General features: G+C 46.1%; 14 protein-coding genes and 2 pseudogenes. 15 read left to right on the top strand and 1 reads right to left on the bottom strand.

Annotated features, from left to right (window positions below):
• Nucleotides 1-13: 13 nt before the first annotated feature.
• The 10 genes and pseudogenes from QOS07_RS05415 to ribF all read left to right on the top strand — a co-directional run bounded on the left by QOS07_RS05415 (nt 14) and on the right by ribF (nt 9,698).
• On the top strand, nt 14-2,653 hold the full coding sequence (locus QOS07_RS05415; RefSeq protein WP_283587964.1) for a serine hydrolase: 2,640 nt from the start codon (nt 14-16) through the stop codon (nt 2,651-2,653).
• Nucleotides 2,654-2,768: 115 nt separating this feature from the next.
• Entirely contained in the window at nt 2,769-3,242 is a 474-nt protein-coding gene (rimP, locus tag QOS07_RS05410) for a ribosome maturation factor RimP (RefSeq protein WP_283587963.1), read from the top strand.
• 17 nt (nt 3,243-3,259) lie between these two features.
• Nucleotides 3,260-4,453, top strand: a complete 1,194-nt coding sequence (nusA, locus tag QOS07_RS05405) for a transcription termination factor NusA (RefSeq protein ID WP_283587962.1) — start codon at nt 3,260-3,262, stop codon at nt 4,451-4,453.
• Nucleotides 4,454-4,474: 21 nt separating this feature from the next.
• The gene (gene rnpM / locus QOS07_RS05400) at nt 4,475-4,777 is read left to right on the top strand and encodes an RNase P modulator RnpM (RefSeq protein ID WP_283587961.1); all 303 of its coding nucleotides are present in this window, start codon (nt 4,475-4,477) and stop codon (nt 4,775-4,777) included.
• Complete coding sequence (locus QOS07_RS05395; protein ID WP_283587960.1) at nt 4,767-5,081, top strand: L7Ae/L30e/S12e/Gadd45 family ribosomal protein; 315 nt, start codon at nt 4,767-4,769, stop codon at nt 5,079-5,081. The genes rnpM and QOS07_RS05395 overlap by 11 nt, the downstream gene beginning before the upstream one ends.
• Before the next feature lie 13 nt (nt 5,082-5,094).
• Nucleotides 5,095-5,263 (top strand): annotated as a pseudogene (locus tag QOS07_RS09610) (translation initiation factor IF-2 N-terminal domain-containing protein); the annotation flags it as partial.
• A 203-nt stretch (nt 5,264-5,466) separates the two neighbouring features.
• Nucleotides 5,467-7,389, top strand: a pseudogene (gene infB, locus QOS07_RS05390) (translation initiation factor IF-2); the annotation flags it as partial.
• A 14-nt stretch (nt 7,390-7,403) separates the two neighbouring features.
• The gene (rbfA, locus tag QOS07_RS05385; RefSeq protein ID WP_283587958.1) at nt 7,404-7,763 is read left to right on the top strand and encodes a 30S ribosome-binding factor RbfA; all 360 of its coding nucleotides are present in this window, start codon (nt 7,404-7,406) and stop codon (nt 7,761-7,763) included.
• A 64-nt stretch (nt 7,764-7,827) separates the two neighbouring features.
• Nucleotides 7,828-8,730 carry a tRNA pseudouridine(55) synthase TruB gene (gene truB, locus QOS07_RS05380; RefSeq protein ID WP_283587957.1) on the top strand — a complete coding sequence of 301 codons (903 nt, stop codon included), beginning with the start codon at nt 7,828-7,830 and terminating at the stop codon, nt 8,728-8,730.
• Between the two features lie 11 nt (nt 8,731-8,741).
• Nucleotides 8,742-9,698: a riboflavin biosynthesis protein RibF gene (gene ribF, locus QOS07_RS05375; RefSeq protein ID WP_283587956.1), complete on the top strand. Its 957-nt coding sequence runs from the start codon at nt 8,742-8,744 to the stop codon at nt 9,696-9,698.
• A gap of 58 nt (nt 9,699-9,756) precedes the next feature.
• Here the strand turns inward: ribF and QOS07_RS05370 are convergent, their stop codons facing one another.
• Nucleotides 9,757-10,125 (bottom strand): hypothetical protein, encoded by a 369-nt coding sequence (locus QOS07_RS05370; protein ID WP_408613327.1) that lies wholly within the window; start codon nt 10,123-10,125, stop codon nt 9,757-9,759.
• A gap of 118 nt (nt 10,126-10,243) precedes the next feature.
• Between QOS07_RS05370 and hrcA the strand changes: the two genes are divergently transcribed.
• The 5 genes from hrcA (at nt 10,244) to lepA (ending at nt 17,025) form a co-directional block, all read left to right on the top strand.
• Nucleotides 10,244-11,296, top strand: coding sequence for a heat-inducible transcriptional repressor HrcA (gene hrcA, locus QOS07_RS05365; RefSeq protein ID WP_283587955.1), 1,053 nt, complete (start codon nt 10,244-10,246; stop codon nt 11,294-11,296).
• 12 nt (nt 11,297-11,308) lie between these two features.
• Nucleotides 11,309-11,878 carry a nucleotide exchange factor GrpE gene (grpE, locus tag QOS07_RS05360; RefSeq protein WP_283587954.1) on the top strand — a complete coding sequence of 190 codons (570 nt, stop codon included), beginning with the start codon at nt 11,309-11,311 and terminating at the stop codon, nt 11,876-11,878.
• A 23-nt stretch (nt 11,879-11,901) separates the two neighbouring features.
• Nucleotides 11,902-13,767 carry a molecular chaperone DnaK gene (gene dnaK, locus QOS07_RS05355; protein ID WP_283587953.1) on the top strand — a complete coding sequence of 622 codons (1,866 nt, stop codon included), beginning with the start codon at nt 11,902-11,904 and terminating at the stop codon, nt 13,765-13,767.
• A gap of 114 nt (nt 13,768-13,881) precedes the next feature.
• Nucleotides 13,882-15,048, top strand: coding sequence for a molecular chaperone DnaJ (dnaJ, locus tag QOS07_RS05350; RefSeq protein ID WP_283587952.1), 1,167 nt, complete (start codon nt 13,882-13,884; stop codon nt 15,046-15,048).
• Between the two features lie 141 nt (nt 15,049-15,189).
• On the top strand, nt 15,190-17,025 hold the full coding sequence (lepA, locus tag QOS07_RS05345; RefSeq protein ID WP_283587985.1) for a translation elongation factor 4: 1,836 nt from the start codon (nt 15,190-15,192) through the stop codon (nt 17,023-17,025).
• The last annotated feature ends 185 nt before the right edge of the window (nt 17,026-17,210 follow it).

The raw sequence follows: 17,210 nt of genomic DNA, 5'->3' as shown, positions 1-17,210 counted from the left end.
TGGGGGAAATAAAATGGTTATTAATTTTGATAAGGCGAAGAGAGTCGCTGCGAGTTGTTTAGCAATGACCAGCTGTGGTTTTGTGCTATGGTTAAGCCAGGTTAATGGTCAGGCCGCCACGACTAATGCACCAGTTGCATTAGTTCAGTCTAGCGACCGACTACAGCAGGCTCCTACTTATAATCAAAACGACCAGGGGAACTATGCTAATCTTGATAGTGCACAGGTTGATGGCAAAGGAAACCTGAGTGTTAGCGGTTGGCACGCAACCAATGCTTCACAAGCTCGGCGGTACCACTACATCATTGCTTATGATAAAACAAATAGCCGGGAAATTAGTCGTGCTGATGTTACCGCAACTCCAGTAAGCCGGCCGGATGTTCAAAGGGCCCACAACGTTTACGGTGCTGACCAATCCGGCTTTAAAACCAAATTTAACTTAGGCCAGCAAATTGCTAACCTTAACCAAGTACAAATTATTAGTCGCTATACTGATGATGCACATGGTAACGGGAATGCTATTGATTACTGGTTTGCACCAATTACGGTTGACCGCAGTAACCGGGCAAACATTGACGATGTAACGGTTGCAAATAACCAATTGGTGATTTCTGGCTGGCACGCAACTAACCTGGCGGCAAATAAGCCTTACCACTACGTAATCGTAATTGACCGGACGGCAAATGGTCGTGAAGTTGGTCGCTACCTAATTCAAAATCAAGTTTCGCGCCCCGATGTTGCAAGGACTTTTCCTGGTATTGATGGTGCTGGTGAAACGGGATTTAAGGCTAATTTCTCACTTGCCAACCTTAACTTGTCACACCAACTTCAAGTCATTAGCCGTTATTCTGCCGCGGCGGATGGTAATAGCAATTACATTGATTACTGGTTTAATCCCATTACTAGTGGTAACGAGGCTAACCAGGGGAACCTTGACAGCTATAATCTAGCTGGTGGTCAAGAATTAATAGTTAATGGCTGGCATGCAACTGACCTTTCCCAGTTAGCAAATCATCACTTCTTAATTCTCTATGACCAGACTAGCAACCGCCAAGTTGGTCAAATTCTGGCAAGTAAGGTTAATCGTCCTGATGTTGCCAAAGCCTTTCCGGCAATTAAAACTGCTGGCCAATCCGGTTTTACTGGCCACTTTGACTTGAGCAAAGTACAGTTGGTGGCTGGTCATACTTATGCAGTTGTCAGTCGTTATTCCACCAGTAGTCAGGGAAATGGTTCAAACGGTCAGTGTGTCGATTACTGGATGCGGCCATTTACGTTTAACCAACAGGGAACTTGGCTTGATTCAGTTAAGATGACGGCTAACGGACTTCAGGTGGCCGGCTGGATGGCAAGCGACCAGGCAATCAATAAACCCAATGCGTTTGTGATTGTGCTTAATAATGGTCGGGAAATTAGGCGGTCTAAACTGAGCCTGTTTGCGCGGCCAGATGTTGCTAAACAATCTGCACAAATTTACAACAGTCAAAATAGTGGCTTTTCACAGCTAGTTAAATTTAATCCGAGTGCGATTAACGGAACGATGAGCGTAATTCTTCGCTTTGCCGCTAGTCAAGATGGCAATACTAATTATGTTGACCTCCTCAACGAGCAATACGGTTCAAATGATGGGGCTTTTGACCAAATTAATGTTAGTTCTAATTCGATTTACGTTAGTGGTTGGCACGCCAGCGATCAATCAGCTAATAAGCCATACCAGTGGCTGATTTTTATCGGCCAGGATGGCCATGAGCTATACCGTCAGCAGGTGCTTGATATCAATAATTCCCGGCCAGACCTGGCAAATAATCGTGCATATATTTTAAATGCTGGCCAAGCAGGTTTTAAACTTGGCTTTAATATCCCAAATCAGCTTCAGCACCAGGTAGTCCGGATTATTCATCGGATTACTGATGGGCAGGATGGCAATGGTAACTACGTTGATTTCTGGTCGAATCCTGTTGATATCAATGCCTATTCACAACGATTGATCAACCGTTGGCAACAAATCGCTAATAGTTACGCTACGCCGGTTTCTATCGCAGTCCAAATGGCTAATACTGGTGAGGTTGTTAACTTTACTAATGTTCCGGGACAAACCTTTGTTATGGCATCAACAGCTAAAGTGGGGACACTAACAAAGCTTCTTCACAATCAAGGTGGCAATTTAAACCCTGCCCAGATGGCAACTGCAACAAGGATGATTGAAGTTAGTGATAACAATGCGGCAGCTGAACTTTTCAATGAGATTGGTGGAATGAATGGCCTAAACCAGCTGTATAACGAACTGGGTTTGACCTCAACTTACTGTTCAGGACGGTGGGGCCTTACTACGACGACGGCTGCTGACCAACTTAGAATTTTGCATGAAGTTTTCTTAAATCCAGCTTCAACTTATCTTAATAAGCAGGGACAGCAGACGGTTCAGTACTTAATGGCTCGTGTCACGCCAAGCCAAAACTGGGGAATCTCTGCTGGTAGCAATAAATTTTATATTAAGGATGGTTGGAACGAAACCGATGCATGGAATGTAAGCAGTATTGGCTACATTCCGGGTAAGTACACAATTGCAGTTTATACGAAGAATCCTTCGTTTGATACTTGCAGGAACTTAATCCAGCAACTAGCATTAGCGACGCGCCAAATCGTCGGTTAAGAGCGATCGAGCTTGTGTTTCGCCAGCTAACATGCTACAATTACTAATGGTAAATAACTCGTGGGAGTGAGCAGAGATGCTCGCTCTTTTTATTGCAAATAATGGAGGTGACAATGTGAGTACTGTTACTGAGACCGTCACAGATTTGGTCAATCCAATTCTCGACGAACATAATTTCTACCTATATGACATTGAATTTGTCAAGGAGGGGAAAAGTTGGTACCTGCGGGTATATATTGACAAGGATGGGGGGATCACCCTCGAAGACTGTGCAACCGTAAGCGACCAGCTGAGTGAAGCATTAGATAATGTTGAACCGGACCCAATTCCACAGGCATATTTCTTAGAAGTTTCATCTCCTGGTGCAGAACGGCCATTAAAGAATGAAGCAGACTATCAGCGGGCAGTTAACGACTACATCCATGTTTCCCTTTACCAACAAATTGATGGACGGAAGGTTTACGAAGGAACGTTAACAAAGCTGACTGATAAGGAATTAACGCTGGATTACTTGGATAAGACCCGTCACCGGCAAGTGGTAATTGACCGCAGCAAGGTTGCCAAAGCACGGTTAGCAATTAAGTTTTAATTAAAGGAGTGTTCATAGTGAGCAAGTCAAAAGTCAATACTGAAATGATTGGCGCCCTGGACTACCTAGAAAAAGAAAAGGGAATAAAAAAAGAAGTGGTTATCGAAGCGCTGGAACAAGCACTCGAGTCTGCTTACAAGCAAAACTACGGTGATAAAAACGTTGAAGTTGAGTTCAATGCTACTACTGGTAACATTACGGTATATGCCGTTAAGACAATTACTGATGATGACGAGTTAGTTGCAGATGACAGCAATGAATACATGAGCTTAGCTGATGCGCGGAAGCTCCCTCATGGGCAGGGTTACGATGTTGGTGACCAAATCAGAGAAGAGGTTACACCACGGAACTTCGGGCGGATTGCTGCACAAACTGCAAAACAAGTGGTAATGCAACGTCTCCGTGAAGAAGAGCGGAAGATCATTTACGATAAGTATAAGACCTACGAAAACGAAATTATCACTGGTGAAGTTTCACGTGAAGACAAGCGCTTTACCTATGTTGACTTGGGCGACGGTGTTGAAGGTGCCATGGGTTACCGGGACAAGATGCCAAATGAACACTACCACGTTCACGACCGGATCCAAGTTTATGTTTCAAAAGTTAATGATGACCGTCGTGGCCCACAAATTTACGTTAGCCGGACGGCACCAGAATTGTTGAAGCGGCTCTTTGAACGTGAAGTCCCTGAAATTAAGGATGGCACGGTCCTGATTGAAAACATCGCACGTGAAGCCGGTGACCGGGCGAAGGTTGCGGTATACTCAAACGATGACAATATTGATCCGGTTGGTACCTGTGTCGGCCCACGGGGTTCACGGGTTCAAGCAATTGTAAACGAGCTTGATGGTGAAAACATGGACATTGTTGAATACGTTAAGGACCCGGCCAAATTTATTGCTAACGCCCTCAACCCGGCAGAAGTCCTGGATGTAATCTTCAATGACCCAATTACCATTGAACGTGAGGACGGCGAAGAAGAACAAGAACGTTCCTGCACCGTTGTTGTTCCCGATGACCAATTATCACTGGCCATTGGTAAGCGGGGTCAAAATGCTCGGTTAGCTGCCCGGTTAACGAAGTACAAGATTGATATCAAGTCTGCTTCTGAAATGGAAGAGATTCAAGCTCAAGAAGCTGATGACGATGAAACGCCAGCAACTGATGACGCAACAACAGTCGATAATGACCAACCAACTGATGAAGATTAATTGAGCAATGGGGTGAAAATAATGAAAAAGAGAAAAGTACCAATGCGCAAAGACATCGTCACTGGTGAAATGATGCCCAAGCGGCAACTAATCCGGGTTGTAAAAAACAAGCAGGATGAAGTTTCACTTGACCCGACCGGGAAGAAGGCCGGTCGTGGTGCCTACATCGCGGTTGATGTTGACATCGCCAAGCGGGCAAAGGCAGAAAAAACCTTTGAAAAGGCCTTTCACGTTAAGTTGGACGATTCGTTTTATGATGAACTAATCAAATATACTGATCACTTGCAAGCACGGCAAGAATTATTTGGTAACGATGGCAAATAATCAAGATCAGCAAGTGCTTAACCTACTAGGGCTGGCGCGAGCAGCGCGGCAACTGGTAAGTGGAGAAGCAATCGTATTAAAAATTATTCAAACTAAGAAGGCAAAGTTTGTGTTTTTAGCAAGTGATGCGGGGCAGGCGACCACGAAGAAGTTCACTGATAAGTGCAATTCGTACGGTATCCCTTGTTCACGGGCATTTACTAAAAGCCAACTCAGCCAGGCCACGGGTCAATCACGGACCATTATTGGTGTGGTACAACCAGGTTTTGCAAGAAAGTTTGAGGAATTATTGACAATGGATTAAGGAGAGTGAGCGTATGGCCAAGGAACGTATTTATGAACTAGCTAAAGAGCTCAAAATGCCAAGTAAGAAGCTTGTTGAAGTCGCAAACCAACAAGGGATGGGCGTTAAAAGCCACATGTCTTCGGTGACCCCTGAACAAGCAAGTGAGTTACGCGATGTCGTAAAGGGCGGCAACAATACTAAGAAGGCTACTAGTGCTAAACCGGCTAACAATGCTAACCAGCAGAAGAAGCACAATGACCACCAAAAGAATGGTCAAAATAAGCACCACCATGATGATAAACGGGTTGCTAGCGAACAACCACGACGTAAGCATGAAGAAGAACGGCCACGGGAAGAACACCAAAACCGTCAGCATGAAAAGAAGCACAATGACAACAACCGCCGGAACCAAAATAATGGTGGCCGGTTTGGCGGTAGCTTAAATAATGACCGTCACGGCAAGCGTTTTAACAAGAAGAACAAGAAACGTAACAAGCGTAATAAGGGTAATAACCGGCTGCGTGAGGTTGCGCATAAGCAACCAACCCAGCGGAAGGACAAGCCATTACCAGAAGTACTGGAATATACTGAAGGAATGAATGCCCAAGAATTAGGTAAGTTACTTCACCGTTCGCCAGCGGAAATTATCAAGAAGCTCTTTATGTTGGGGGTTATGATCAACCAAAACCAGTCCTTGGACAAGGATACGATTGAACTCCTCGCCACTGATTATGGAATCGATGCCAAGGAAAAAGTGGAAGTTGATGTTTCTGATATCGACAAGATGTTTGAGGATGAACAAAACAACACCGAACACCTTGTTAAGCGTCCACCAGTTGTTACCGTTATGGGTCACGTTGACCACGGTAAGACGACCTTGCTTGATAAATTGCGTCATTCCCACATTACTGAACATGAAGCTGGTGGGATTACCCAGGAAATTGGTGCCTACCAAGTTCACTACAATGACAATCTGATTACCTTCTTGGATACTCCAGGACACGCGGCCTTTACTGAAATGCGGGCTCGTGGTGCTAACATTACTGATATTACGGTCCTAGTGGTTGCCGCTGACGATGGTGTTATGCCACAGACTGTTGAAGCTATTCACCACGCACAGGCTGCTAAGACCCCAATCATTGTTGCTGTTAACAAGATTGATAAGCCAGGTGCCAACCCTGACCGGGTCACAGAAGAATTGGCCAAGTACAACCTGATCCCAGAAGACTGGGGTGGTGACACCATCTTCGTTAAGATTTCTGCTAAGTTTGGCAAGAACCTTGATGAATTGCTGGACATGATCTTGCTCCAAGCAGAAATGATGGAATTAAAGGCCAACCCAGACCAGAACGCCGCTGGTTCCGTTGTCGAAGCTCGGCTGGACCAAGGTAAAGGGTCTGTTGCAACCGTCCTCGTTCAACAAGGTACCCTTCACGTGGGGGACCCAATTGTTGTTGGTAATACCTTTGGCCGTGTTCGGACGATGACAAATGAAAATGGTCGGCGGATTAAGTCGGCAACCCCTTCCACCCCAGTAGAAATTACTGGTTTAAACGAGGTACCAGAAGCCGGGGACCGGTTCGTTGTCTTTGATGATGAAAAGACGGCACGTGCTGCTGGTGAAGAACGTGCAAAGCGGGCACAAGATAAGGAACGGCAGAAGACCTCCCATGTTACCCTTGATAACCTCTTTGCAACGATGAAGAAGGGTGAAATGAAGACCCTGCCAATCATCATTAAGGCCGATGTTCAAGGGTCCGTTGAGGCCCTGAGCCAAAGTCTGCAAAAGATTAAGGTTGATGGGGTCCGGGTCGACATTATTCACCAGGCCGTAGGGGCAATTAGCCAATCCGATGTTACCCTGGCGGAAGCTTCTAATGCCGTTATCATTGGGTTCAATGTTCGCCCAACACCAGTTGCAAAGTCGCTAGCTGACTCAAGCAACATTGATATTCGTCTTCACCGGGTTATCTACAACGCAATCGAAGAAGTTGAAGATGCCATGAAGGGGATGCTGGAACCAGTCTACAAGGAAGAAACAATTGGTGAAGTTGAAGTTCGTCAATTGTACAAGGCTTCAAAGGTCGGTACGATCGCCGGTGGAATGGTCACTTCTGGTAAGATTACCCGTGACTCGAAGGTTCGCTTAGTCCGTGACGGAGTGGTTGTTTACGAAGGTGAACTTGGTTCCTTAAAGCGGTTTAAGGATGACGTTAAGGAAGTTAAGGCTGGCTTTGAATGTGGTTTGACCATTGAAAACTACAACGACATTAAGGAAAACGATGTAATCGAAGCTTACCAAATGAAGGAAGTTCCGGTTAAGTAAGGAGGACGCTCAACATGCCAAATAGACAATTTCGTGTTGATCGACTGGCACAGCAAATTCAACGAGAAGTTGATGATATCCTCTTGAAGCGGGTCCGTGACCCACGGGTTCAAGGGGTAACCATTACTGGCGTTGATGTAACTGGTGACTTACAGCAGGCAACAATCTATTACAGTATCTTGTCTGACAAGGCATCAGCAGGTGAAAAGACCCAGGAAGGGCTCGATAAGGCAACTGGCCTTATCCGGTCCGAACTTGGTGCTCGCTTGAATATTTTCAAGACACCAGAAATTAAGTTTGAACGGGACCCATCCGTAGCTTACGGTAGTCGGATTGACCAACTGATCAATAAGCTTCACCAACAAGAAAAGTAATTACAAAGGGAGCGGGATGGCATAGCTAACCGCTCCCTTTTTTATATACGGAGGATCAAGAAAAATGGATGGAATAATTCCTTTATATAAAGAGCGGGGAATGACCAGTTTTGACTGTGTTAGCCGCTTACGTCGAATTTTAAAGACCAAGAAAATAGGTCATTCGGGGACTCTTGACCCATCAGTGGATGGTGTTTTACCAATCTGTGTCGGCAGTGCTACTAAGGTGGTTGAATACCTGATGCAGTCGGGAAAAGTATACCAAGGAGAACTGGTAATTGGCCGGGCTACCGAAACGGAAGATTTTGATGGCGAGGTTATCGAGCGGGCGGCAGTTGATCAAGCGGTTACTGATGACCAGGTTAAAGCTGCCATGGCGAAATTGACCGGGGAAATCACGCAGATCCCACCGATGTATTCAGCGGTAAAGGTGAAAGGAAAGCGTCTATATGAATATGCCCGCGCCGGTGAAAAGGTAGAACGGCCACGGCGCCAGGTAACGATCAAGCAATTTGACCTGCTCCGTAACCAGTATGATGCCGAAAATAAAGAACAACATGTTTTCTTCAAGGTTGCTTGTACGAAGGGGACATATGTCCGGACACTGGTTGTTGACTTAGCCCGCCTGCTCGGTTATCCTGGGGCAATGAAATGGTTGACGCGATTGGAAAGTGGTGGCTTTTCGATTGACCAGACATTAAGCCTTACTGATGTGCAAGACGCGGTTGCTAGTCAAACAATCAACCGCTACCTTTACCCACTTGACTACGCGCTAAAGGATTATCCAACATTCGAGCTGTCAGATAAGCAGTGGAAGGCGGTCCAAAATGGCGGTTGGCTACGTGAGGATGAAGTTAAGCCAGCTGATGAGGCGGTGGTGCTGAAATACGATGGAGCGGTTAAAGCACTTTACCACCGGACACCAGACCACCACTTCAAGCCAACCAAAATGTTTTCTGTAAAGTAGGAGGCTTTAGTTTGCAAGTAATCAAGATTCAGCACCCGCTTGACCACCGTTTAATTCCTGCAGGACCGGTTGTTTTAGCAATGGGCTTCTTTGATGGTGTTCACCGTGGGCACCAAGCCGTAATCAAGACTGCACGAAAAATTGCGGATGAAAAAAAGTTACCATTAGCGGTTTTGACCTACAGTCATGCGCCAGGGATTGTCTATCACCAATACAAGGACGGGTTTAAATACCTGTCAATAACTGAGCGGAAGTTGGAACTGTTAGAAAAATTGGGTGTCAACATTGTTTACCTGGTCAGCTTTACATCAGCATACGCGAGTCAAACTCCGGAAGAATTTGTTGAACAGTACCTGCTGGGCTTTCATAGCCAGGTTGTGGTAGCCGGTTTTGACCATACGTATGGTCAGAAAGAGGTTGCCACCATGGACCGGTTACCAGGATATGCACAGGGACGGTTTGAGGTTGTGACGGTACCCAAATTTACGCTAGCAGGAGATCCAGCGGCTAAAGTCGGTTCACGAGCAATCCGACAACAGATTGCGGGTGGTCAGGAACTGGCAGAAGCAAACAAGGAACTAGGCTATGTCTATACCACGACGGGAATTGTGGTGCACGGACTAGCACGTGGCCGGACACTGGGCTTCCCAACTGCTAATATTGAGGCACCAACGCCAGAACTGATTCCCGGAGTTGGGGTCTATACCACTGAAGTAGAAGTTAATGGTCAGTGGTATGGTGGGATGGCCAGTGTTGGTTATAACATAACCTTTGGCAAGGCCCCGAAGCGGACAGTTGAAATTTATCTCTTTGATTTCAACCGGATGATTTACGGTGAAGAAGTCAAGGTTCGCTGGCACCAGTATCTTCGCGGCGAAGTTAAGTTTGCCGGTGCCGATGAGTTAGTCACCCAGATGAAAAAGGATGAACAACGGTCACGAGACTTTTTGGCGGGAATAAAAGATTAAAAAAGAGACTGGAAGAAAAGGTTGAACCTTCCTTTCCAGTCTCTTTAACTATCTAGTACTAATGACGACTTGCGCGGTAACCACCAGATTGGTGAATCTTATGAACTTGCCGTTTAAACTTAGTTCCGTTTTCGCTCACGGGCTTGAAATGCCGGAGCTTAAAATTAAATGGCCGTCCCGAGAGGCGAATGGCGGTCCATCGCCGCATCGCGTCACTCATTGTACTTAGATCCTTTAATAATTCTTGGTCGCCTTCTTGAACTGCAGCATCGTGGATGTCGCTGCCGAGGCGAAAGACAAGATTATTATGGTAATTAAGCAGTTCCTGGGTGAGGGGAGCACTGCGGTAGCTATTAAAGAGCTTTTGGATCAACTCCATTGCTTCTCGTGCGTTCTTTGGCTTGATATATCGTTCTTGTTTGTTCAAAATCAAAACTCCTTTGAAAAAAGTTTGACATTCCTTGACTTTTAGACGGGTGATTGGTATATTATACAGTGTGTTTAGCACTTAGCCCTAAAGAGTGCTAAAAAGGGATGTGATCAAAATGCTAACACAACGTCAAAAGAAGATCCTGCAAGCGATTGTACGTCAATACACGTCGACAGGTCAACCGGTCGGGTCAAAGCACCTGGCTGAACAGTTACCGTTTAAGGTTAGTTCAGCCACCATTAGAAACGAGATGGCGGTCCTTGAAGACCAAGGCCTCGTTGCTAAGGAGCACTCCTCATCCGGACGGGTGCCTTCAAAGAAGGGTTACCGGTTCTACGTTGACCACCTGCTTGATCCTGGAGCAGTCACCGATAACGACCTAGTAGTTATCCAGAACTCGCTAGGGACCAGCTTCCAGAAGATTGATGAGATTGTGTCGCACTCGGCAGATATCTTATCAGAACTGACTTCTTACACTGCATTCACGTTAAAGCCAGAGCAGTCCGATGTTCACCTAAGTGGCTTCCGGGTTGTTCCACTCGGTAACCAAAAGGTAATTGCAATCCTGGTTACTGACAGCGGCGATGTTGAGAGTCAGCCATTTACGTTACCGCGTAACTTTGATACGGAAGCACTAGAGGCAGTGGTACGGATGATTAACGACCAGTTGGTTGGCCTTCCACTAGTTGAGGTTGTCAAGCGCCTGAATGATGATATTCCGATGCGGATTATGCATTACATGCACGGCGCCGATGGTTTCTTAGACTTGTTTGATAACGTGGTATCAAGGGCCTCGCGGGAGCGGTTCTTCGTTGGTGGACGGTTGAATATCCTGGGCTTCTCTAATAACCAGGATCCCCGGACACTGCAAGCGTTATACAGCCTGCTTGACCAAAACGATGAACTGTCGAACCTCCTTGAGACTGGTTCTTCCGATGATGATACGATTAACGTTAAGATTGGTTCCGAAATTTCAAAGGACCAGGTCTTAAATGATTATAGTTTAATCACCGCGAAGTACAATGTCGACCAGTATGGTAAAGGCATTATTGCGGTACTGGGACCAACGCGGATGCCATATTCCCGGACGATTGGAATTGTTAACGCCTTTCGCCAGGAGTTGGCAAAACGGCTGCTTGATTTCTACCGACATTACTACGATTCATAGGAGGCGAGTCATTTGGCAGAGAAGGAAAAAGACCAACAAACCGCAAAGCAAGCGGCAGCTGATAAGAAAGAATCAGCTAAACAAACGAAGCAAACTGCAAGTGAGAAGAAGGATCCGACAGCTGAATTGAAGAAGGAAGTTGCGGACCTTAAAAAGCAGTTAGCGGATAAAGATGATAAATATCTGCGTGCGGAAGCGGAAATTCAGAATATGACTAACCGCTTTAATAAAGAACGGGCGCAAATACTTAAATATGACGGGCAAGACCTTGCGAAGAGCGTTTTGCCAGTCTTGGATAACCTGAAGCGGGCGCTGACCATCGAAGTTACTGATGAAAATGGTAAGCAACTGAAGAAGGGGATCCAAATGGTTCACGACCATTTAATGGCTGCACTGACGGATCACGGTATTACCGAGATCCCGGCAGAGGGCAAACCCTTTGACCCAACGATGCACCAGGCAGTACAAACTGTTCCGGTGGAAGATGGTCAAAAGGCCGACACGGTGGTTAAAGTTCTCCAAGCTGGTTATCAGTTAAAGGACCGTGTTTTACGCCCAGCAATGGTTGTTGTAGCACAATAATAAATTAAGAGAGGGAATAAACAATGGCAAGTAACAAGATTATTGGTATTGATTTAGGTACTACTAACTCCGCCGTTGCCGTTATGGAAGGTAACGAGCCAAAGATTATTACAAACCCAGAAGGTAGTCGGACGACTCCATCTGTCGTTTCATTTAAGAATGGTGAAACCCAAGTTGGTGAAGTAGCTAAGCGGCAAGCAATTACTAATCCAAACACGATTGTATCAATTAAGAGTCACATGGGTGAAGCAGGATACACCGTTGAAGTTGACGGTAAGAAGTACACTCCACAAGAAATTTCAGCAATGATTCTTCAATACTTGAAGAAGTACGCCGAAGATTACATTGGTGACACGGTTGACAAGGCCGTTATTACTGTTCCTGCATACTTCAACGATGCTCAACGTCAAGCAACTAAGGATGCTGGTAAGATTGCTGGTCTGGATGTAAAGCGGATCATCAACGAACCAACTGCTTCTTCTCTGGCTTATGGCCTGGACAAGAAGGACAAGGATGAAAAGATCCTGGTTTATGATCTTGGTGGTGGGACCTTCGATGTTTCCATCCTGGAATTAGGTGACGGTGTCTTCCAAGTTCTCTCAACTAACGGTGATACACACCTTGGTGGGGATGACTTTGACCAAAAGATCATGGACTGGTTAATCGATGGCTTCAAGGAAGAACATGGTGTTGACCTTTCTCAAGACAAGATGGCTTTGCAACGGTTGAAGGATGCTGCTGAAAAGGCTAAGAAGGACCTTTCTGGTGTTCAAGAAGCTCAAATTAGCCTGCCATTCATTTCATCTGGTGAAAATGGTCCACTTCACCTTGAAAAGAGTTTGACTCGTGCCCAATTCAACCAACTGACCAACGACTTAGTTGAACGGACGAAGCAACCAGTTCTGAACGCCTTAAAGGATGCCGACCTGTCATTTGATGACATTGATGAAGTTATTCTTAATGGTGGTTCAACCCGTATCCCAGCTGTTCAAGAAATGGTTAAGGAATTGACTGGTAAGGAACCTAACCACTCCATCAACCCTGATGAAGCCGTTGCCCTTGGTGCTGCTATCCAAGGTGGGGTCCTGACTGGTGATGTTAAGGACGTTGTTCTGCTTGATGTTACGCCACTGTCACTGGGGATTGAAACCATGGGTGGTGTCTTCACCAAGTTGATTGACCGGAACACTACTATCCCAACTTCTAAGAGTCAAATCTTCTCTACTGCTGCTGATAACCAATCAGCCGTTGATATCCACGTTCTTCAAGGTGAACGTCCAATGGCCGCTGATAACAAGACCTTAGGGAACTTCCAACTGACAGACATTCCTGCTGCCCCACGTGGTGTTCCTCAAATCAAGGTTACCTTCGACATTGACAAGAACGGGATTGTTAATGTTTCTGCTAAGGACATGGGGACTGGTAAGGAACAAAAGATTGTTATTAAGTCCAACTCTGGCCTGAGCGATGAAGAAATTGAAAAGATGAAGAAGGATGCCGAGGAACACGCCGAAGCCGACAAGAAGAAGAAGGAAGAAGTTGACTTAAAGAATGAAGTTGACCAAGAACTCTTCCAAGTTGACAAGACGTTGAAGGAAGTTAAGGGCAAGGTTCCTGAAGATGACATCAAGAAGGCTGAAAGTGCCCGTGACGACCTGAAGAAGGCAAAGGAAAGCGGCAACCTTGACGACATGAAGGCTAAGAAGGACGCCTTGAACAAGGTTATCCAAGACCTTTCCGTCAAGCTTTACCAAAAGGCACAAGGCCAACAAGGCGGTGCTCAACCAAATGGTGGCAATGCTGGCAGTGGTAATGGTAACGCTAATGGTAATGACGGTAACACCGTTGATGGTGACTTCAAGGACGTTACCCCAGACGACAAGAAGTAATCAATAATTGCTAAGAGATGTAAAAGCTAAAGGCCAAAATGGGGACTTTGGCTTTTACTTTCCTTTCCCACTTGTGGTATAACTAAACAAGCAATTAAGTTGTGAGGGATATAAATGGCAGAAAAGAACTATTATGATATTTTGGGTGTTTCTAAGGATGCATCCGAAGCGGATATCAAGCATGCTTACCGGCGCCTCGCCGCTAAGTACCACCCGGATGTTAACCATGAACCCGGTGCGGAAGAAAAGTTTAAGCAAATTAACGAAGCTTATGATGTCCTCAGCGATTCTCAGAAGCGGGCCCAATACGACCAGTTCGGTTCCGCCGGCCCACAAGCTGGCCAAGGCTTCGGTGGTGGCGCTGGCGGCTTTGGTCAAGGATTTGGCCAGGGCTTTGGTGGTGCCGGTGCTGGTGGCTTTGATGACATCTTTAGTCAATTCTTCGGTGGCGGCGGTCGTGCACGGCGGGACCCAAGTGCACCACGTCCTGGACGTGATTTGCAGTATGCCATGACGTTGAAGTTTATGGATGCGATCTTTGGTGAGACGACCACCATTAAGTATGACCGTGATGCCCAATGTAAGACCTGTCACGGGACTGGTGCTAAGCCTGGCAAGTCGGCAACAACTTGTAAACGTTGTGGCGGTAGCGGGGTAATCGTTACTGTCCGTCAGACGCCACTGGGCAATATGCAGACGCAGACAACCTGTCCAGAATGTAATGGTTCCGGTAAGGTATTAAAGCCAGAGGACCGTTGTGAAACCTGCCACGGTTCGGGTCACGTTCACGAAAAACACGAACTAGAAGTTAAGGTTCCTGCCGGGGTTGATGACGGTCAACAGATGCGGTTACAAGGCCAAGGGGATGCTGGTGAAAATGGTGGCCCCGCTGGTGATTTGTACATTATCTTCCGGGTAACGCCGAGCCGTGAGTTCCGGCGTGACGGTACGACCATTTACGTGGATCGCGACATCACCTTTGCTCAAGCAGCCCTTGGTGATGAAATTAAGGTTAAAACCGTCCACGGTGACGTTGACTTAAAGGTTCCTGCTGGTACTCAGTCGGAAACCAATTTCCGCCTTCGTGGCAAGGGAGTTCCTTACTTGAATGGCAAGGGGACTGGCGATGAACACGTTACTGTCCATGTAAAGACGCCTAAGAACCTGAATAAGCGGCAACGGGAGGCAATGCTGGCCTTCGCTGCTGCTAGTGGTGAGGATGTTAAGGGCGTTAAAAAGTCCGTTTTAGATAAGCTTAAGGATGCCTTTGAAGATCGTTAGAATTGAAATCTAAAGCTAGGATTTATCTTTAAGACAGCAAAGAGACTGAGTTTAATTCCCAGTCTCTTTTTCGTGTCTTTGCCAATTCTCTGTTATACTATTAAGTAGTATTTTCGTAGAAAGTAGTGAATTAATATGACGATGAGTCTCGATGAAATGAAGGAGCGTCAAAAGCATATCCGGAACTTCTCAATTGTGGCCCATATTGACCATGGGAAGTCTACCCTTGCGGACCGGATTTTGGAAATGACGGATTCCATTAGCAAACGTGAAATGAAAGATCAAATACTTGATGATATGCCCCTTGAGCGTGAACGGGGAATTACAATCAAGTTGAATGCCGTGGCCTTAACGTACCATGCAAAGGATGGGCAGGACTATATTTTCCACTTAATTGACACTCCAGGACACGTCGACTTCTCTTACGAAGTTTCACGGTCGCTGGCGGCTTGTGAAGGTGCAATCTTGGTTGTTGACGCTACCCAGGGGGTGGAAGCACAAACCCTGGCCAATGTTTACCTGGCACTTGACAATGACCTTGAAATCCTGCCAGTGATTAATAAGGTTGACTTACCATCTGCCGACCCAGAGGGAACGAAGAAGCAGATTGAGGACGAAATTGGCTTGGAGACTGATGAGGCTGTAAATGTTAGTGCAAAAACTGGATTAAACGTTGACAAGGTCCTTGAGAAGATTGTTAAGGATGTTCCTGCGCCAACTGGAGACTTAACGGCGCCACTAAAGGCACTGATCTTTGATTCAAAATACGATGATTACCGCGGCGTCGTTCTCTCCGTACGGGTATTTGAAGGAACGGTCAAGAAGGGTGATAAGATTCGGCTGATGAACAGCGGAACCGAGTATGAAGTAGCTGAGGTGGGGATTAACTCACCAAAGCCACTCGCTCGTGATGTCTTGATGGCGGGGGATGTTGGTTACATTACCGCGGCAATTAAGGACATCAAGGATACCCGGGTTGGTGATACTGTTACGGATGCTAATAATCCAACGGACAAGCCACTGGCCGGTTACCGGCAAATGACGCCGATGGTGTACGCCGGTTTGTACCCAACTGATAATGCAAAGTTCAATGACTTGCGGGAAGCATTGGAAAAATTGCAATTAAATGATGCGGCGCTGGTGTTTGAACCAGAAAGTTCCCAAGCACTTGGCTTTGGTTTCCGGTGTGGTTTTTTGGGCTTGCTACACATGGACGTGGTTCAGGAACGGCTAGAACGGGAGTTTAACCTTGACCTGATTACGACGGCCCCTTCTGTTACCTATCATGTTGACCTGGCTGATGGTAGTACGGTTGAGGTGGAGAACCCTGCTGAAATGCCGGATGCTTCATCGATTAAGGCGATTAAGGAACCATATGTAAAGGCTTCGATCATGGTGCCAAATGACTATGTCGGCCCGGTAATGGAGCTGTGCCAACGGAAGCGGGGAATTTTCGAGACGATGGAATACCTGAGTGATACCCGGGTAAACGTGATTTATCATGTTCCGTTGTCAGAAATTATCTTTGACTTCTTTGATAAGTTGAAGAGTTCGACCCGTGGCTATGCATCAATGGATTATGAAATTGATGAGTACAAGCCAAGCAGTCTGGTGAAGATCGATATCCTGTTAAACGGTGATAAGGTCGATGCACTGAGCTTTATTGCCCACAAGGACTTTGCTGCGGAGCGGGGGCGTGAGATTACGTCGAAGCTGAAGAAGATTATCCCGCGGCAAAACTTTGAAATTCCGATTCAGGCGGCAATTGGTTCTAAGATCATTGCGCGGACGAACATTAAGGCTTACCGGAAGGATGTTACTGCTCGGATTCACACCGGTGACCCTGACCGTCGTGCTAAGCTGCTAGAAAAGCAGAAGCGAGGCAAGAAGCGGATGAAGGCCGTTGGTAAGGTTGATATCCCTCAGGAAGCCTTCATGGCTGTTTTGAAGACCGATGAAGAAGTTGATGGGAAGTAATTAATAACAGTTTTTATTTTGCTGTTGGTCGATAATTAGACCTATTTTAAATCTTAATTATCCACAAATTAAAGAATGGGACCAATCATTGGCCTCATTTTTTTATGTCCCGGAATGTCAATTTAAATTAGAAATTGGTCATCTGTAATATACTTCATGAATACTTCCAAAGGTGTTTGATAATT

Origin of the sequence: Limosilactobacillus viscerum (assembly GCF_947387525.1) — a bacterium.
GTDB lineage: Bacteria > Bacillota > Bacilli > Lactobacillales > Lactobacillaceae > Limosilactobacillus > Limosilactobacillus viscerum.
This window is presented reverse-complemented; position numbering and strand designations above follow the sequence as displayed.

Bases quoted from the DNA above. Each gene is read 5' to 3' on its own strand.
- rnpM (WP_283587961.1), top strand. From the start codon at position 4,475: ATGAAAAAGAGAAAAGTACCAATGCGCAAAGACATCGTCACTGGTGAA.
- rbfA (WP_283587958.1), top strand. From the start codon at position 7,404: ATGCCAAATAGACAATTTCGTGTTGATCGACTGGCACAGCAAATTCAA.
- truB (WP_283587957.1), top strand. From the start codon at position 7,828: ATGGATGGAATAATTCCTTTATATAAAGAGCGGGGAATGACCAGTTTT.
- QOS07_RS05415 (WP_283587964.1), top strand. From the start codon at position 14: ATGGTTATTAATTTTGATAAGGCGAAGAGAGTCGCTGCGAGTTGTTTA.
- lepA (WP_283587985.1), top strand. From the start codon at position 15,190: ATGAGTCTCGATGAAATGAAGGAGCGTCAAAAGCATATCCGGAACTTC.
- QOS07_RS05395 (WP_283587960.1), top strand. From the start codon at position 4,767: ATGGCAAATAATCAAGATCAGCAAGTGCTTAACCTACTAGGGCTGGCG.
- hrcA (WP_283587955.1), top strand. From the start codon at position 10,244: ATGCTAACACAACGTCAAAAGAAGATCCTGCAAGCGATTGTACGTCAA.
- dnaK (WP_283587953.1), top strand. From the start codon at position 11,902: ATGGCAAGTAACAAGATTATTGGTATTGATTTAGGTACTACTAACTCC.
- dnaJ (WP_283587952.1), top strand. From the start codon at position 13,882: ATGGCAGAAAAGAACTATTATGATATTTTGGGTGTTTCTAAGGATGCA.